17 protein-coding genes and 1 pseudogene are annotated in these 15,794 nt (G+C 49.1%); 9 read left to right on the top strand and 9 right to left on the bottom strand.

Translation table 11 applies throughout. The annotated features are described in order from the left end of the window. Positions 1–144 precede the first annotated feature (144 nt). The 7 genes from ychE (at position 145) to NNO02_RS11045 (ending at position 8,184) form a co-directional block, all read left to right on the top strand. Positions 145–792: an NAAT family transporter YchE gene (ychE, locus tag NNO02_RS11075; protein ID WP_137381703.1), complete on the top strand. Its 648-nt coding sequence runs from the start codon at positions 145–147 to the stop codon at positions 790–792. 773 nt (positions 793–1,565) lie between these two features. Further along, on the top strand, positions 1,566–3,197 hold the full coding sequence (gene oppA, locus NNO02_RS11070) for an oligopeptide ABC transporter substrate-binding protein OppA (RefSeq protein WP_040233217.1): 1,632 nt from the start codon (positions 1,566–1,568) through the stop codon (positions 3,195–3,197). Positions 3,198–3,430: 233 nt separating this feature from the next. Next, complete coding sequence (gene oppB, locus NNO02_RS11065; RefSeq protein ID WP_005126405.1) at positions 3,431–4,351, top strand: oligopeptide ABC transporter permease OppB; 921 nt, start codon at positions 3,431–3,433, stop codon at positions 4,349–4,351. Positions 4,352–4,365: 14 nt separating this feature from the next. Beyond that, on the top strand, positions 4,366–5,274 hold the full coding sequence (oppC, locus tag NNO02_RS11060) for an oligopeptide ABC transporter permease OppC (protein WP_048211481.1): 909 nt from the start codon (positions 4,366–4,368) through the stop codon (positions 5,272–5,274). An 11-nt stretch (positions 5,275–5,285) separates the two neighbouring features. Further along, on the top strand, positions 5,286–6,299 hold the full coding sequence (gene oppD, locus NNO02_RS11055; protein ID WP_124021107.1) for a murein tripeptide/oligopeptide ABC transporter ATP-binding protein OppD: 1,014 nt from the start codon (positions 5,286–5,288) through the stop codon (positions 6,297–6,299). Beyond that, positions 6,296–7,300 carry a murein tripeptide/oligopeptide ABC transporter ATP-binding protein OppF gene (gene oppF, locus NNO02_RS11050; protein ID WP_048211482.1) on the top strand — a complete coding sequence of 335 codons (1,005 nt, stop codon included), beginning with the start codon at positions 6,296–6,298 and terminating at the stop codon, positions 7,298–7,300. The genes oppD and oppF overlap by 4 nt, the downstream gene beginning before the upstream one ends. Before the next feature lie 47 nt (positions 7,301–7,347). Continuing rightward, complete coding sequence (locus NNO02_RS11045; protein ID WP_137381706.1) at positions 7,348–8,184, top strand: ion transporter; 837 nt, start codon at positions 7,348–7,350, stop codon at positions 8,182–8,184. 37 nt (positions 8,185–8,221) lie between these two features. On the opposite strand, the gene NNO02_RS11040 is transcribed toward NNO02_RS11045, so the two are convergent. Both NNO02_RS11040 and cls read right to left on the bottom strand, forming a co-directional pair. Next, on the bottom strand, positions 8,222–8,551 hold the full coding sequence (locus NNO02_RS11040; protein WP_040233211.1) for an HI1450 family dsDNA-mimic protein: 330 nt from the start codon (positions 8,549–8,551) through the stop codon (positions 8,222–8,224). A 34-nt stretch (positions 8,552–8,585) separates the two neighbouring features. Continuing rightward, the gene (gene cls / locus NNO02_RS11035) at positions 8,586–10,046 is read right to left on the bottom strand and encodes a cardiolipin synthase (protein WP_048211484.1); all 1,461 of its coding nucleotides are present in this window, start codon (positions 10,044–10,046) and stop codon (positions 8,586–8,588) included. Between the two features lie 142 nt (positions 10,047–10,188). On the opposite strand from cls, the gene NNO02_RS11030 reads away from it, so the two are divergent. Further along, positions 10,189–10,362, top strand: coding sequence for a YciY family protein (locus tag NNO02_RS11030; protein ID WP_005126414.1), 174 nt, complete (start codon positions 10,189–10,191; stop codon positions 10,360–10,362). 234 nt (positions 10,363–10,596) lie between these two features. On the opposite strand, the gene NNO02_RS11025 is transcribed toward NNO02_RS11030, so the two are convergent. The 4 genes and pseudogenes from NNO02_RS11025 to NNO02_RS11010 form a co-directional block, all read right to left on the bottom strand. Beyond that, positions 10,597–11,028 carry a hypothetical protein gene (locus NNO02_RS11025; RefSeq protein WP_271454818.1) on the bottom strand — a complete coding sequence of 144 codons (432 nt, stop codon included), beginning with the start codon at positions 11,026–11,028 and terminating at the stop codon, positions 10,597–10,599. A gap of 276 nt (positions 11,029–11,304) precedes the next feature. Further along, positions 11,305–11,769 carry a hypothetical protein gene (locus NNO02_RS11020; protein WP_271454817.1) on the bottom strand — a complete coding sequence of 155 codons (465 nt, stop codon included), beginning with the start codon at positions 11,767–11,769 and terminating at the stop codon, positions 11,305–11,307. A 156-nt stretch (positions 11,770–11,925) separates the two neighbouring features. Beyond that, positions 11,926–12,399, bottom strand: a pseudogene (locus NNO02_RS11015) (SOS response-associated peptidase family protein); the annotation flags it as partial. A gap of 151 nt (positions 12,400–12,550) precedes the next feature. Continuing rightward, positions 12,551–12,847 (bottom strand): YciI family protein, encoded by a 297-nt coding sequence (locus NNO02_RS11010; RefSeq protein ID WP_048211485.1) that lies wholly within the window; start codon positions 12,845–12,847, stop codon positions 12,551–12,553. A gap of 214 nt (positions 12,848–13,061) precedes the next feature. On the opposite strand from NNO02_RS11010, the gene tonB reads away from it, so the two are divergent. Then, positions 13,062–13,790, top strand: a complete 729-nt coding sequence (gene tonB, locus NNO02_RS11005) for a TonB system transport protein TonB (protein WP_271440930.1) — start codon at positions 13,062–13,064, stop codon at positions 13,788–13,790. A 69-nt stretch (positions 13,791–13,859) separates the two neighbouring features. On the opposite strand, the gene yciA is transcribed toward tonB, so the two are convergent. The 3 genes from yciA to NNO02_RS10990 form a co-directional block, all read right to left on the bottom strand. Then, a complete protein-coding gene (gene yciA, locus NNO02_RS11000; RefSeq protein WP_048211486.1) occupies positions 13,860–14,261 on the bottom strand; it encodes an acyl-CoA thioester hydrolase YciA in 402 nt (133 codons plus the stop codon). A gap of 165 nt (positions 14,262–14,426) precedes the next feature. Further along, on the bottom strand, positions 14,427–14,966 hold the full coding sequence (locus NNO02_RS10995) for a septation protein A (protein WP_003020667.1): 540 nt from the start codon (positions 14,964–14,966) through the stop codon (positions 14,427–14,429). A 56-nt stretch (positions 14,967–15,022) separates the two neighbouring features. Further along, the gene (locus tag NNO02_RS10990; RefSeq protein WP_040233207.1) at positions 15,023–15,766 is read right to left on the bottom strand and encodes a YciC family protein; all 744 of its coding nucleotides are present in this window, start codon (positions 15,764–15,766) and stop codon (positions 15,023–15,025) included. Positions 15,767–15,794: the final 28 nt, after the last annotated feature.

The raw sequence follows: 15,794 nt of genomic DNA, 5'->3' as shown, positions 1-15,794 counted from the left end.
ATTAATAACACTGAGTAATGGTAGCGTATTTACGCAGATATACGCAGATAGCAGGTGAAGTATGCTGACAAAAGGCGTATCTTCAGCGCGGATTTCATCAATTTTTATGACTCATTTTATCCGGCTAACGCTTCGGAGCTAACCGTGATCCATACGCTATTCGATTTTCCTGTCTATTTTAAATTTTTCATTGGGTTATTTGCATTGGTCAACCCGGTAGGGATCATCCCTGTCTTTATCAGCATGACCAGCTACCAGACCGCTGCCGCACGCAATAAAACCAACCTTACGGCAAACCTGTCGGTTGCTATCATTCTGTGGACCTCTCTGTTTCTGGGGGATGGAATTCTGCAATTGTTTGGCATCTCAATTGATTCGTTCAGGATTGCTGGTGGTATCCTGGTCGTGACTATCGCGATGTCGATGATCAGCGGAAAACTTGGGGAAGATAAGCAAAACAAGCAGGAAAAGTCGGAGACGGCAATACGCGAGAGCATTGGCGTTGTCCCGTTAGCGCTGCCGTTAATGGCGGGGCCGGGGGCAATAAGCTCAACGATCGTCTGGGGCACGCGTTATCATAGTGCCATTAATCTGTTTGGTTTTTTCGTGGCAATTGCGCTGTTTGCTCTGTGCTGTTGGGGATTGTTTCGAATGGCGCCATGGCTGGTTCGCCTGCTGGGACAAACCGGTATCAACGTCATCACGCGTATTATGGGGTTGTTACTCATGGCGTTGGGTATTGAGTTCATTGTGACCGGTATCAAGTCCATTTTCCCGGGTTTACTTGCCTGAATACACCCATTCAATATAAACGGAGCTGCTCTCTGGCTCCGTTTCCCTCCATTGTCAGTAAAACTTCTCACGAAAGTTGAAAAGTGGCATAGCAATACTAAAAAATGATGATAGCCAACTGCATTTTTATGTATTGATTTTAAACACAATTACCTTTTCCGCAGAACAGATGAAACAGGGCTGCATTGTTATTTTATTAACATCATACTCTGGGGCTTGCTGAAGGATTATCGAAATGATATTAGTTATTTCAGCACCTAATTTAGATGAATGTGCTAATTAATAACCAATTGTTAAATTTATGTGCATTCTGACGTCTCTTCGATGCCGGACAGGGTGATGAACGGGGTGTCTCATGCAATGTATTGAATTAATTGATTTTATTGTTGAAAAATTGCTTTTTTGATGATTTTTTAGTGCGGTTTTTTTTCGATAAAAGAGAATTGGTTAACAAATCTGTAAAATGTATTGGCGGTGAAGAAACGCATTTGATACTTTCCGGCCAGGTATTTAGCAGAAGATTTCACGTTGATGAGAATCATTTTCAGTTAGTTTCTCTCAACAGGATAATAGCGTGCTTCCGGCAGGGGAGGCACGTAGATAATCGACGCAAGGCGATCAAACGAATCGTCAGAATAAATAAAGTCGGTGATAGCGAGCAGTAAACAAAAAAACACCTGACGGTAGAAAATCTCCGGTGCCGTACAGGGATCCTGACAGGATTAACAGTCTGGTTATAAAACCAGCCATAATAATGAGGGAGTACAAACACAATGACTAACATCACTAAAAAAAGTTTAGTAGCTGCGGGGATCCTAACTGCGCTAATCGCTGGAAATGTTGCTACAGCAGCAGTAGTACCAGCAGGCGTACAGTTAGCTGAGAAGCAGACTCTGGTGCGTAATAATGGTTCGGAAGTCCAGTCACTCGATCCGCATAAAATCGAAGGTGTACCGGAATCCAACATTAACCGTGATTTATTTGAAGGTTTATTAATCAGTGACGTTGATGGCAAACCATCACCGGGCGTGGCTGATAAATGGGAAAATAAAGATTTTAAAGTTTGGACATTCCATCTGCGTAAAGACGCTAAATGGTCTGATGGAACGCCCGTTACCGCACAAGATTTCGTCTATAGCTGGCAACGTCTGGCGAACCCTAATACTGCTTCACCGTACGCCAGCTATTTACAGTACGGACATATTGTCAATATTGATGACATCATCGCCGGTAAGAAGCCAGTTACCGATCTCGGTGTAAAAGCGATTGACGACCATACCTTTGAAGTCACTCTGAGCGAACCTGTTCCTTATTTCTACAAACTACTTGTGCACTCCTCTCTTTCACCTGTGCCTAAAGCCGTGGTGGAAAAATTCGGTGAAAAATGGACCCAACCCGCTAACATCGTTTCTAACGGCTCTTATAAACTGAAAGACTGGGTTGTCAACGAGCGTATTGTTCTTGAGCGTAATACCCACTACTGGGACAACGCGAAAACCATTATTAACCAGGTTACATACCTGCCAATTTCTTCTGAAGTGACTGACGTGAACCGCTATCGCAGCGGTGAAATCGACATGACCTATAACAACATGCCGATTGAGTTATTCCAGAAACTGAAAAAAGAGATCCCGAACGAAGTTCACGTTGATCCTTACCTGTGCACCTATTATTACGAAATTAACAACCAAAAAGCACCGTTCAACGATGTTCGTGTTCGTACCGCCCTGAAGCTGGCGCTGGATCGTGACATTATCGTCAACAAAGTGAAAAACCAGGGCGATCTGCCTGCCTATAGCTTTACCCCGCCATATACTGATGGCGCTAAACTGGTTGAGCCAGAGTGGTTCAAGTGGTCACAGGAAAAACGTAACGAAGAAGCGAAAAAACTGCTGGCCGAAGCTGGTTTTACCGCGGATAAACCGTTGACCTTTGATCTGCTGTATAACACCTCCGATCTGCACAAGAAGCTGGCTATCGCTGCGGCATCCATCTGGAAGAAAAATCTGGGTGCGAACGTGAAGCTGGAAAATCAGGAGTGGAAGACTTTCCTCGATACGCGTCATCAGGGCAACTATGACGTTTCACGCGCAGGCTGGTGTGCGGATTATAACGAACCGACGTCTTTCCTGAATATGGTGCTGTCTGACAGCTCCAACAACACCGTCCACTATAAGAGCCCTGCATTTGACAAGTTGATTGCTGATACCCTGAAAGCAACTGATGATGCTCAGCGCAGTGAACTGTATTCGCAAGCAGAACAGCTGTTGGATAAAGACTCTGCAATTGTACCGGTGTTCTACTACGTTAACGCCCGTCTGGTGAAACCTTGGGTAGGCGGATACTCCGGTAAAGACCCGATGGATAATATCCACGTTAAAGACTTGTATATTATCAAGCATTAATGGCAAGACGTGGGGTAATCATGTTTGCCCCACAGTGTCTTTTTCTTCGAACTATAAATACCTCTTTCGACAAAGAGAGGTATACCCTAAATAATTCACGTTGCAGGAAGGCGGCAACGCAGCGAATCGCCAGTCGCTAACTTAAGTAAGTGACTGGCGTGAGCGAGTAAAGCCAACGCACCTGCAGCTTGAAGTATGACGGGTATAAAGGCACACGCCAGAAGGTACGGGCAATGTTGAAATTTATATTACGCCGCTGTCTGGAAGCGATTCCGACGCTATTTATTCTTATTACGATTTCATTCTTTATGATGCGTCTTGCACCGGGAAGTCCTTTCACCGGAGAGCGCGCGTTACCGCCAGAAGTTCTGGCGAATATTGAAGCGAAATACCATCTTAATGACCCGATCTCAACGCAGTACTTTAGCTATCTGAAACAGCTGGCGCACGGTGATTTTGGGCCATCCTTTAAATATAAAGACTACACCGTTAATGACCTGGTCGCGTCAAGCTTTCCGGTTTCCGCGAAGCTGGGGGCTGCGGCCTTTATTCTGGCGGTGGTGATCGGCGTCAGTGCGGGCGTAATCGCCGCGTTGAAGCAAAACACGCGGTGGGATTACACAGTTATGGGGGTGGCGATGACCGGGGTGGTGATCCCCAGTTTTGTCGTTGCTCCCTTATTAGTCATGATATTTGCAATCACACTGAAATGGCTACCCGGTGGCGGCTGGAATGGTGGGGCGCTGAAATTTATGATCCTGCCAATGGTGGCGCTATCCCTGGCCTACATTGCCAGTATTGCGCGTATTACCCGCGGCTCGATGATTGAAGTGCTGCACTCTAACTTTATTCGGACCGCGCGTGCTAAAGGGTTACCGATGCGACGGATTATTTTCCGCCATGCGTTAAAACCTGCGTTGTTGCCGGTGTTGTCCTATATGGGCCCCGCGTTTGTCGGCATCATTACCGGTTCGATGGTTATTGAAACTATCTATGGTTTACCGGGCATTGGGCAGTTGTTTGTGAATGGCGCATTAAACCGCGATTACTCGCTGGTACTGAGCCTGACTATTCTGGTCGGCGCGCTGACCATCGTGTTTAACGCGATTGTCGATGTGCTGTATGCCGTAATCGACCCGAAAATCCGTTACTGATACTGGAGCTCGCTATGATGTTAAGTAAGAAAAACAGCGAAGCGCTGGAAAATTTCAGTGAGAAGCTGGAGGTCGAAGGCCGTAGCCTGTGGCAGGACGCGCGTCGACGCTTTATGCATAACCGGGCGGCAGTAGCCAGCCTCGTGGTACTGGTGATTATTGCGCTGTTTGTGACCCTGGCGCCAATGTTGTCGCAGTTTACCTACTTCGATACCGACTGGGGCATGATGTCCAGCGCGCCGGATACGGAATCAGGCCACTATTTCGGTACTGACTCGTCGGGACGCGACCTGCTGGTGCGGGTGGCAATTGGGGGACGGATCTCGTTGATGGTGGGGATTGCGGCGGCGCTGGTGGCGGTGATTGTGGGCACGCTGTACGGTTCACTATCGGGTTACCTGGGCGGTAAAATCGACTCCGTGATGATGCGTCTGCTGGAAATCCTTAACTCCTTCCCGTTCATGTTCTTCGTTATTCTGTTGGTCACCTTCTTTGGGCAAAACATTCTGCTGATCTTTGTGGCGATTGGGATGGTGTCTTGGCTTGACATGGCGCGTATCGTTCGTGGCCAGACGCTGAGCCTGAAGCGCAAAGAGTTTATTGAAGCAGCCCAGGTCGGTGGGGTGTCTACCGTGCGTATTGTTGTGCGCCACATTGTGCCAAACGTACTGGGTGTAGTGGTGGTCTACGCCTCGTTGCTGGTTCCCAGCATGATCCTGTTTGAATCGTTCCTGAGCTTCCTGGGACTTGGCACACAAGAGCCGCTAAGTAGCTGGGGCGCATTACTCAGTGATGGTGCCAACTCGATGGAAGTATCGCCATGGTTACTGCTGTTCCCGGCAGGGTTCCTGGTGGTGACGCTATTCTGTTTTAACTTTATTGGCGATGGCCTGCGTGATGCCCTCGACCCGAAAGACCGTTAAGGAGTGCCGCCATGAGCGTAATTGAGACCTCAACCGCGCCGCTCGCGCAACAACAGGCTAACGCGCTGCTGAACGTTACCGATCTGCGAGTGACGTTTGCCACCCCTGATGGTGATGTTACTGCAGTAAACGATTTAAACTTTTCACTACGCGCCGGGGAAACGTTGGGTATTGTGGGTGAGTCTGGTTCAGGTAAGTCGCAGACTGCATTTGCCTTGATGGGCCTGTTGGCCGCAAATGGCCGAATTGGCGGTTCCGCTACATTTAACGGTCGTGAGATCCTGAACTTACCGGAGCGTGAGTTGAACAAACTGCGCGCCGAGCAAATCTCGATGATCTTCCAGGACCCTATGACCTCTCTGAATCCGTATATGCGGGTCGGCGAACAGTTAATGGAAGTTCTGATGCTACACAAAGGTATGAGCAAAGCAGAAGCCTTTGAAGAGTCAGTCAGAATGCTGGATGCGGTGAAAATGCCGGAAGCGCGTAAGCGTATGAAAATGTACCCGCATGAATTCTCCGGCGGTATGCGTCAACGTGTGATGATCGCCATGGCGCTACTGTGCAGGCCAAAGTTACTGATTGCCGATGAACCCACTACTGCGCTGGATGTTACGGTTCAGGCGCAAATCATGACGCTGCTGAATGAGCTGAAAAGTGAATTCAATACCGCAATCATCATGATTACCCACGACCTCGGTGTTGTTGCCGGTATTTGCGACAAAGTATTGGTGATGTATGCCGGACGCACGATGGAATATGGTAGTGCGCGCGATGTCTTTTATAAGCCTGTTCATCCGTATTCAATTGGCCTGCTTAATGCCGTCCCGCGTCTGGATGCCGAAGGGGAAGAAATGCTGACTATCCCGGGTAATCCGCCGAACCTGTTGCGTTTACCGAAAGGCTGCCCGTTCCAGCCCCGTTGCCCGCATGCCATGGAAATCTGTAGCAGTGCTCCGCCACTGGAAGAGTTTAGTCCGGGCCGTCTGCGTGCCTGCTTTAAACCGGTGGAGGAACTGGTATGAATGCGGTAACCGAACAACGAAAAGTACTCCTCGAAATTGCCGATCTGAAAGTCCATTTCGACATCAAAGATGGTAAACAGTGGTTCTGGCAACCGTCGAAAACGCTGAAAGCCGTTGATGGCGTTACACTACGTCTGTATGAGGGCGAAACATTAGGTGTGGTGGGGGAATCCGGTTGCGGGAAATCGACGTTTGCGCGTGCGATTATCGGTCTGGTAAAAGCGACCGATGGTAAAGTCGCCTGGCTCGGCAAAGATTTGCTTGGCATGAAACCCGATGAGTGGCGGGCGGTACGCAGTGACATCCAGATGATTTTCCAGGATCCACTGGCATCGCTAAACCCGCGTATGACCATCGGTGAAATTATCGCTGAACCGTTGAGGACTTATCACCCGAATCTGCCTGGGCAGGAAGTTCGTGACCGCGTAAAGGCGATGATGATGAAAGTGGGGTTACTGCCTAACCTGATTAACCGCTATCCGCACGAGTTTTCCGGTGGGCAGTGCCAGCGTATTGGTATTGCCCGCGCGTTGATCCTTGAGCCGAAGCTGATAATTTGTGATGAGCCCGTATCCGCGCTGGATGTGTCGATTCAGGCGCAGGTTGTTAACCTGTTGCAGCAATTACAGCGTGAGATGGGTTTATCATTAATCTTCATTGCCCATGACCTGGCAGTGGTTAAACATATTTCCGATCGCGTGCTGGTGATGTATCTCGGGCATGCGGTGGAATTAGGGACCTATGACGAGGTGTACCATAACCCGCTGCATCCCTATACCAAAGCGCTAATGTCAGCGGTGCCAATTCCCGATCCTGATATGGAGAGGAACAAGGTTATCCAACTGCTGGAAGGTGAGTTACCGTCCCCGATTAATCCGCCTTCGGGGTGTGTGTTCCGCACGCGTTGTCCGATCGCCGGACCAGAATGCGCGAAAACGCGTCCTGTACTTGAAGGGAGTTTCCGACACGCGGTTTCCTGCTTAAAAGTAGACCCGCTATAATCGAGAGGGCTGACATACTGTCAGCCCTTCTTTTTGGTGAGGTAAATGTGTCAGGCTTAGTCTCTTCTGTTCGCCGTACTCTCTACCGTACATTATTTGATTTAGATACACGCTCGGGGCGCCGTTTTGAAGGCATGTGTGCACTGTTCGCATTGCTGAGCGTGATTGTTATCTTCATTGAGTCTGGGGTTGGGACGCAATACCATTTAACCTATGATGAATGGCATATTTTTGTCTGGCTGGAAGTCTTTATTACGCTGGTCTTTACCCTCGAATATCTGCTCAGATTGTGCTGCTGGGCCAATCCTGCAAAATATGTGTTTAGCTTTTGGGGAATTATCGATCTCGCGACGATTCTGCCACTGTATGTGATGTGGCTATGGCCGGAAATTAGTCTGAGTTATGTTTTCGCCTGGCGAGCGATGCGCGTGCTGCGTGTACTGAGAATACTCAAACTGTTGCGATTTATGCCGTCGCTACGTGTGTTCTGGAGCGCAATTAAAAGTGCCCGTCATCAGTTGATGCTGTTTTACTCGTTTATTGCCATTCTGATGATTGTCTTTGGTGCACTGATGTACCTGATCGAAGGCCCGAAATATGGTTTTACCACGCTGAATGCGTCGGTATATTGGGCAATCGTTACTGTTACGACAGTCGGTTATGGTGATATTACCCCGCATACCCCGCTTGGCCGCATGGTTGCGTCAGTACTGATCCTGATTGGTTATTCGGTTATTGCAATCCCGACAGGATTGATAACAACACACATGAGCAGTGCGTTTCAGCATCGGCAAAATCAGCGCAAATGTCCGCAGTGTCAACAAAGCCAGCATGAGCACAGCGCGCAATTTTGTAATCGCTGCGGAAGTAAATTGCCTGACTAGAAATAAAAAAAGCTGCGAGAGCAGCTTTTTGTTTTCACTATTCGCGCCAGAGAATGTGGCAGAGTTTGTGATCTTTTTCGCGACATAACAGAACACGCGCAAAAATATCGTTAATCTCACCGTCTTCTGAGTCTGCCAGACCAATCACTACTTCGGCGAAGAAGTCAGGATTCAGATCAAAATCGACGTGCTCCTGCCAGTCTTGTGCAGGGTCAAATAACTCTGCACCGCCACGTTCTTCAAACTGCAAATTAAACAGAAGGATGTCGGCCGGATCGAGATTGTCCGCCGCCAGTTCGAGAAAAATGTCATAAGCCTGCTCAAGCGTTTCGTCTTCGGTCAGGCGGTTGTTCAAATCCATATCCATAATGACTACCTGTTTACTGTCTGATGGGCACGTTTTACAGCAACGGGCTAAAGAAGTAAAACAGTCGCTCAGCGATACGCTGCCAGAGTGGTCGTTTTACCCACAAACGTGCATCCAGCAGGCGGGAACGCGAAATATAATCATCCTGTACCGCGGCGAGGTCACCGCCGAATCCGGCATCGTCAATCACCAGTGTTATCTCAAAATTCAGCCACAGGCTGCGCATATCCAGGTTTACGGTACCGACAAGACTCAGTTCGCCATCGACCAGCACGCTTTTGGTATGTAACAATCCGCCTTCGAACTGATAGATTTTCACGCCTGCCGCCAGTAACTCGGTGAAAAAAGCCCGGCTTGCCCAGCCAACCAGCATTGAGTCATTCTTGCGAGGAAGAATGATGCTGACATCTACACCGCGCTGCGCCGCTGTACAGATGGCGTGCAGCAAATCGTCACTGGGGACAAAGTACGGGGTGGTCATGATTAAATATTCACGAGCAGAATATGCGGCGGTCAATAAGGCTTGATGGATCAGGTCTTCAGGGAAGCCAGGGCCGGAGGCAATAGTGTGAATGGTGTGTCCGCTAGCCTGCTCAAACGGCATGATGTTGACATCGGGAGGCGGCGGTAAAATGCGTTTACCGGTCTCAATTTCCCAGTCGCAGGAGTAGACGATCCCCATGGCAGTGGCCACCGGGCCTTCCATTCTCGCCATCAGGTCAACCCATTGTCCGACACCGGCATCCTGTTTAAAGAAACGCGGATCGACCATATTCATGCTACCGGTGTAGGCGATGTAGTTGTCGATCATGATCATTTTACGATGCTGGCGCAGGTCCATACGGCGTAAAAACACACGCATCAGGTTAACCTTTAGCGCTTCGACCACCTCGATACCCGCGTTGCGCATCATCGCCGCCCACGGACTACGGAAGAATGCCACGCTGCCCGCGGAGTCCAGCATCAAACGACAGTGAATCCCCCGTCTGGCGGCGGCCATCAATGATTCCGCGACCTGATCGGCCATACCGCCAGGTTGCCAGATGTAGAACACCATCTCAATGTTGTGACGCGCCAACTGAATATCGCGGATTAACGCCTGCATCACGTCATCAGAGCTGGTGAGAAGCTGTAGCTGATTGCCCTTAACGCCAGCAATGCCCTGGCGACGCTCGCATAACTTAAATAATGATGAGGCAACGCTGCTGTTTTCTTGCGCGAAAATATGTTTGCAGGCTTTGAGATCGTTCAGCCATTTAGCCGTTGAAGGCCACATCGCTCTGGCACGCTCGGCCCGGCGTTTGCCCAGGTGAAGTTCACCAAAGGACAGATAAGCAATGATCCCTACCAATGGCAGTATATAGATGATCAAAAGCCAGGCCATTGCGGAGGGTACTGCGCGTCGCTTCATCAGAATGCGTAATGTAACGCCAGCAATGAGTACCCAGTAACCCAGAATGACCAGCCAACTCACCACGGTGTAGAAGGTTGTCATAAATTTAAAAATCCTTTTGAAAGCGTATTGTTAAGAGTTTACGCATCAGGAGTCATCTGGCAAATAAAAACACGGGAAAACCACTGGTCTGCATTCGGTCTGGGGGTATAATGCCCGCTCTGTGACTGGAAGAGTAGTTAACATGAAGCGTAGTAGAACGGAAGTGGGACGCTGGCGGATGCTGCGTCAGGCTAGCCGCCGTAAAGCACGTTGGCTTGAAGGACAATCGCGCCGTAACATGCGTATCCACTCCATCAGAAAATGCATTCTCAATCATCAACGAAATTCGTTGCTGTTTGCGATCTACAGCATTTGATCCAAAAAGGGCACCGCAGGCGGTGCCCAATGTATTCCTGTCCGTTCTGTTTTTTAACGAACTTTTTTGTATTGCCATTCGGCCTATTTCGAAGAATTCCGCGTAAAAACGATCTGTTACGCTAAAGCCTTCTATTACCTGCCTTCCGGCCTTCCAATCATCACACCTCGAGTACAAGTGTTACATTGCGGGTAGCTTAGAGTGGACTGACCCCGCCCGATAGACGATCCTGCTCTATAGTTTGGACTGCGGACCTGATGGTTCCGTCGTACTTCTATCAATCTCCTGCAATATATGCTCAATCTGGTTATTGAACCCTTTGAATTTAATGACGCGCTTAGTAATTTTCCTTCCCTCGCCACTGAGTCCAAGTGACACTTTCTCAGTAGAGGTTTTCGCGCCTAATTCAGCCGATGCGGAGCCATCGTAGAACTCTTCAATTTCAACTTCTTCAGCTGCGAGAATTCTTCTTGCTATAGCGAGCTCTTGTTGAACTTTTGCCTGAGATTGAAAAACTAGCGACTGAAGTTCCGCCTTTTGAGCTTCATCTGATAATTGGGCTGAAGTCTGAGAGGCATCAGTCGATTTTTTACTAAATGCTTCAATAGCTTTTCGTGCAGCCAATTCAATAAATAACCCGGTTGCTCCGCCATAAAGTCCTAACATCGGTTTTTCCTTGTAGAGTGGGATTGATTGAAGTATCGGCAAAATAACTAGATAACTTAACTCTAGTCGAACGATTTTCTACTTTATATGCGCCTGCAAATTCTTAACCATATAGTCAAACCGAGCAGCGAATGATGATATCCAACCCTGATGCAGGCTGGATATTAAAATGAGATTGTAAATTGGGGCAACAGCTCGATGATCCAAAGCAGCTATGCGGGTTATAGTTTACGGGTTCACATTAGACGAGAACCAGTCGTCTCGAGACAAAGGCAACTAATTAGAGGACGGGTCCTTGACCCGATGGCAATGAAACTCGGACTCAACGCCAGTATCACGCAGAGCCAATATATCGTAGCTGTCAGCGTAAGCACCCCATTTAAAACGGGCTAAATGTTTAGATTCACCATTAGGATCAGTCAAGTACAGGACACCATCCCCCATCCCTGAGTTGTATTTGTATAGCGTTTTAACACCAGCGCGAGTGATCATCAGCGGCATATCCTGACCTCGTTCATCATTCGTCATTCCTCGTACAGCCAGTATTGATTCGCCACTCCCGTTAGCGTTTGTGCAATTCCAGACATTCAGCACAGACTTGAAGCCGTATGCGGTGATGTTATGTTGTTCTTTAGCCGCTTGAGCTGCAGCTCCACGGGCCAGTGCTTCTTCTTCATCGTAGTGGGAGCCGCAGCCAGCAAGAATAGTTGTTGCTGCAAACGCCAGCATTAAACGCTTCATTTTTCGTGTATCCGTAATACAAAGTGGGTGTGAGAAAAAAATATATACTTTTTCGCGGTAACGCAGCGTTGATTTTTAGCAATAGACTAAAGAAAGCCTTGGTGTAGATCCTGAGGGAGGGGATTTTGACCTAGTCCTCATTGGATTAAGACACCTCTCTACCAGTCCTTTGTCAGCTGCAGCTGTAACTATCAGAAAACCTTCTGCTTCATCACCTCGTTCAAATGGTGTGCTGCCGATTGCCGCCATAAATATTGGCTGACCATCGACCCGATGAATGAAGTAGGGCTGTTTCTTGTCGCCTTCCTTCTTCCACTCAAACCAACCATCAGCGAAACAGATCGCCCGACCATGTTGCCACAATGGTTTAAACATCCGACTTGTGGCCGCAGTCTCGACGCGTGCGTTAATTAGCGGCGGTTTATCCCACCATCCAGGTGCGTATCCCCAGATAACTGGATCAAGATGAAGTTGTTCATCACGTTCACTCAGAAGTAGAACTTTGGCACCCTGCGCTACGTTAAAACGGCCAATGGGTTCTGGATCGTATGGCATGTCGAGTTCGGCTTCTTCAGCGAGAAGGGCGAGATAATCTTCACGCGTCATCGACTGTGAAAAGCGTCCACACATAGAAATCTCCAGCCATATGTCAGACTGAAAGTATAGGCGGTAACTAAAAGAGAGGGCGCGTAGGTTAATGTGTACCTAAATGCGCCCTTAATTTGTATTTCGGATGATTGTTTTTATTTATGTGTTTGAATTTCTAATGAATTATGTAAATTCAAAAAACCTTTTTGTATGGTTTGACCGAAACCTGCGCATAAACTCCTGCAGCCACATACGGGTCGGCATCTGCCCACGCCTGTGCTGCCTCTAAAGATTCAAACTCCGCAATCACCGTCGAGCCGGTAAATCCCGCCGCACCCGGATCGTTACTGTCGACCGCGGGCATGGGGCCTGCCGTCAGTAGACGACCTTCATCATGGAGGAGTTGCAGGCGGGCCAGGTGAGCGGGGCGTACGGAAAGACGTTTTTCGAGAGAATCTGCGATATCTTGAGCATAAATTACATACAGCACGGGTAGAGCTCCTTGATCGGTAAAAGTCGCGTTTACGTTATTGGAAAGCCCTGGTAACTGCAACGTAAAGATAATAGCTTTGTTAAGGCCATATTAAGATAATGGTTTTTTTACATGAAATTGCGTTTTAAATGCGGCTTACTGTCATGGGCTTATTGAATATGATTGCTATTTGCATTTAAAATCGAGGCCTGGTTTTATAACTGAAACGATTATGACTGCAATGACCCTTGATTTACCTCGTCGCTTTCCCTGGCCGACGTTGCTTTCCGTCGGCATTCACGGCGCTGTAGTGGCGGGTCTGCTGTATACCTCGGTACATCAGGTTATTGAACTGCCTGCACCCGCGCAGCCGATCTCCATCACGATGGTCGCACCTGCCGATCTTGAGCCGCCTCAGGCAGTTCAACCGCCGCCGGAGCCAGTCGTTGAGCCTGAACCGGAACCTGAACCTATACCGGAACCGCCAAAAGAGGCTCCGGTGGTGATCGAGAAACCGAAGCCTAAGCCAAAACCGAAGCCGAAACCGGTGAAAAAGGTTGAAGAGCAGCCAAAACGTGACGTGAAACCGGCTGAGTCGCGTCCGGCATCGCCGTTTGAGAACACGGCGCCTGCTCGTCCGGCAGCAACCAGTACCGCACCGGCAACCAGTAAACCTGCGGTTAGTGCACCGTCTGGGCCACGCGCCTTAAGTCGTAATCAACCACAGTATCCGGCGCGCGCGCAGGCTCTGCGCATTGAAGGCCGGGTGAAGGTCAAGTTTGATGTCACATCAGATGGCCGTGTAGAGAATGTTGAGGTGCTTTCCGCACAGCCTGCCAATATGTTTGAGCGTGAAGTGAAAAATGCGATGCGCAGATGGCGTTACGAGGCGGGCAAACCGGGATCTGGCCTGGTGGTGAATATCGTTTTCCGTCTGAACGGTACGGCGCAGATTGAGTAACTGGCGTGCCGGAGTTGGCGTCAGGCCTTCTCCGGCAAGCAGGTTTGATAACGGTGTTAACGCTGGTTATCAGACCTGTGTTGGTATCGGACGGGGTTTACCGTCTTTATCTACAGCGACGTAGATAAACAGGGCTTCAGTGGCTTTGTAACGCTGGCCAATGGGTTCCGAAGCGACTTTCTTCACCCAGACTTCAATATTAATGCTGATTGACGTCGTTCCGCGTTTTACACAGCGAGCGTAGCAACAGACGACATCACCTACGGCAACCGGGCGCAAAAAGCTCATTCCTTCAACTCGCACCGTCACCACGCGGCCGTGTGCGATCTCTTTGGCCTGAATAGCGCCACCAATATCCATCTGTGACATCAGCCAGCCGCCAAAAATATCACCGTTAGCATTGGTATCGGCAGGCATGGCCAGAGTGCGTAAAACCAGTTCACCCTGGGGGGTGTTATTCGTTGTTGTCATTGTAGAACCGACTGTAGAGAAAGATTACAGGCGCGATGCTACTAGAATTTACGGGCGGAGAACAGAGGGGATGCGGCGTGCGGAGGGGATGTAAGCCAGCTTGTCTGCCACGAAGAACGCAAGCGGATAATAATTCGCCAGATCCGCAGATCTGGCGAACACATATTACGATTTATCTTCCTGCGGCAGATGGCGGTAGATATAGACTCCGCTCAGCAACGTGAAGAATAAGGTCAGGGCGGTTAATCCGAACACTTTGAAGTTGACCCAAATGTTCTGCGGCAGCCAAAACGCAATGTAGATATTGGCCAGTCCACACAGGATGAAGAAGACAGCCCAGGCCAGATTCAGCTTTGACCATACCGGCTGCGGCAGCGTCAGCTCTTTTCCTAACATGCGCTGAATCAGTGGCTTTTTCATCACCCACTGGCTAACCAGTAGTGCACCGGCAAACAGTCCGTAAATCACCGTAACCTTCCACTTAATGAATTCATCGTTGTGGAAGAAAATCGTCAGGCCACCGAAGACGGCAACCAGAACAAAGGTGATTAACGCCATCTTCTCGACCTTGCGATAGCGAACCCAACTGTAAATCAACACCACAGCCGTTGCGACAATAAGCGCCGAGGTTGCCGCGTAGATGTCATAGAGCTTATAAAAAGCAAAAAAGACAACCAGCGGTAAAAAATCAAGAAACTGCTTCATTCTTCGAGTCCGTAATCAAAAAGCATTGGGTAACACACCCGGCATGCGTTCAGGGTTTATTGACGAATCAGCATATACAGGCGGAACAAATAGATCAGCAGCACAGCAGAGATCATATTGCTCAGCGTATTCGCCAATACCGCGCCTACGTTTGGCGTTAGTACTGCAAAACTTGGCGCAAAAAGCAACAGCAGCGTTTTTGCCAGTAACCAACCGATTACTGCCGGCGCTACCAGTCGCATATTAGACCACGCCAGACGCATACTGTTGCGCATAGCGGCAAAGACGCCCATTTTATCCTGCACGACCATCACTGGCGCGAGGGCCAGCAAGATAGCCAGCAGAATACCAGGCACGACAACCAGCATAATACCGACCTGTACCAGCAGGGTAGTCAGAAAAATCAGAATAAACAATTTAGGTAATACCGGCGCGCTGGCGCCAATGGCGCGTAATGCGCTAACCCGATGACCCGCCGAAATCAGTTGAATCATCAGGATGATGCCTCCTGCAAGGATGGCATTACCAATCAGCCCTGAAAACGTCGATGCTGCAGAAGCGCGTAGCAAAATTTGCTGCTGCTCCGGCGTCATATTCTGTACCAGGTCGAACAAGCCCACACTGCTGGTTAGCTGATCCCCTTCGCTCAGTTGCGCGATTTGCGCGTCGCTGGGAGAAAAGGCATGCCCTAGCACCACTGTGATAAACGCGCACAATAACGATACCAGCAAGATGGTAATGAATTGATTACGGAAAAAGTTTCCCGTGTCACGGTAAACGGATTTCGCCGTGATAGACATGCACTCTCCTTGAGTTTTGCAGGTGTTC

It is taken from the genome of Citrobacter sp. Awk 2, from assembly GCF_028069815.1.
GTDB lineage: Bacteria > Pseudomonadota > Gammaproteobacteria > Enterobacterales > Enterobacteriaceae > Citrobacter.
Note: the sequence above shows the minus strand (reverse complement) of the source record. Positions and strands in the feature narration are given on the sequence as shown.

Excerpts from the sequence above, each read along its gene's own strand:
- oppA (WP_040233217.1), top strand. The coding sequence starts at position 1,566 with ATGACTAACATCACTAAAAAAAGTTTAGTAGCTGCGGGGATCCTAACT.
- oppB (WP_005126405.1), top strand. The coding sequence starts at position 3,431 with ATGTTGAAATTTATATTACGCCGCTGTCTGGAAGCGATTCCGACGCTA.
- oppC (WP_048211481.1), top strand. The coding sequence starts at position 4,366 with ATGATGTTAAGTAAGAAAAACAGCGAAGCGCTGGAAAATTTCAGTGAG.
- oppD (WP_124021107.1), top strand. The coding sequence starts at position 5,286 with ATGAGCGTAATTGAGACCTCAACCGCGCCGCTCGCGCAACAACAGGCT.
- oppF (WP_048211482.1), top strand. The coding sequence starts at position 6,296 with ATGAATGCGGTAACCGAACAACGAAAAGTACTCCTCGAAATTGCCGAT.
- NNO02_RS11040 (WP_040233211.1), bottom strand. The coding sequence starts at position 8,551 with ATGGATATGGATTTGAACAACCGCCTGACCGAAGACGAAACGCTTGAG.
- cls (WP_048211484.1), bottom strand. The coding sequence starts at position 10,046 with ATGACAACCTTCTACACCGTGGTGAGTTGGCTGGTCATTCTGGGTTAC.
- NNO02_RS11030 (WP_005126414.1), top strand. The coding sequence starts at position 10,189 with ATGAAGCGTAGTAGAACGGAAGTGGGACGCTGGCGGATGCTGCGTCAG.
- NNO02_RS11025 (WP_271454818.1), bottom strand. The coding sequence starts at position 11,028 with ATGTTAGGACTTTATGGCGGAGCAACCGGGTTATTTATTGAATTGGCT.
- NNO02_RS11020 (WP_271454817.1), bottom strand. The coding sequence starts at position 11,769 with ATGAAGCGTTTAATGCTGGCGTTTGCAGCAACAACTATTCTTGCTGGC.
- tonB (WP_271440930.1), top strand. The coding sequence starts at position 13,062 with ATGACTGCAATGACCCTTGATTTACCTCGTCGCTTTCCCTGGCCGACG.
- yciA (WP_048211486.1), bottom strand. The coding sequence starts at position 14,261 with ATGACAACAACGAATAACACCCCCCAGGGTGAACTGGTTTTACGCACT.
- NNO02_RS10995 (WP_003020667.1), bottom strand. The coding sequence starts at position 14,966 with ATGAAGCAGTTTCTTGATTTTTTACCGCTGGTTGTCTTTTTTGCTTTT.
- NNO02_RS10990 (WP_040233207.1), bottom strand. The coding sequence starts at position 15,766 with ATGTCTATCACGGCGAAATCCGTTTACCGTGACACGGGAAACTTTTTC.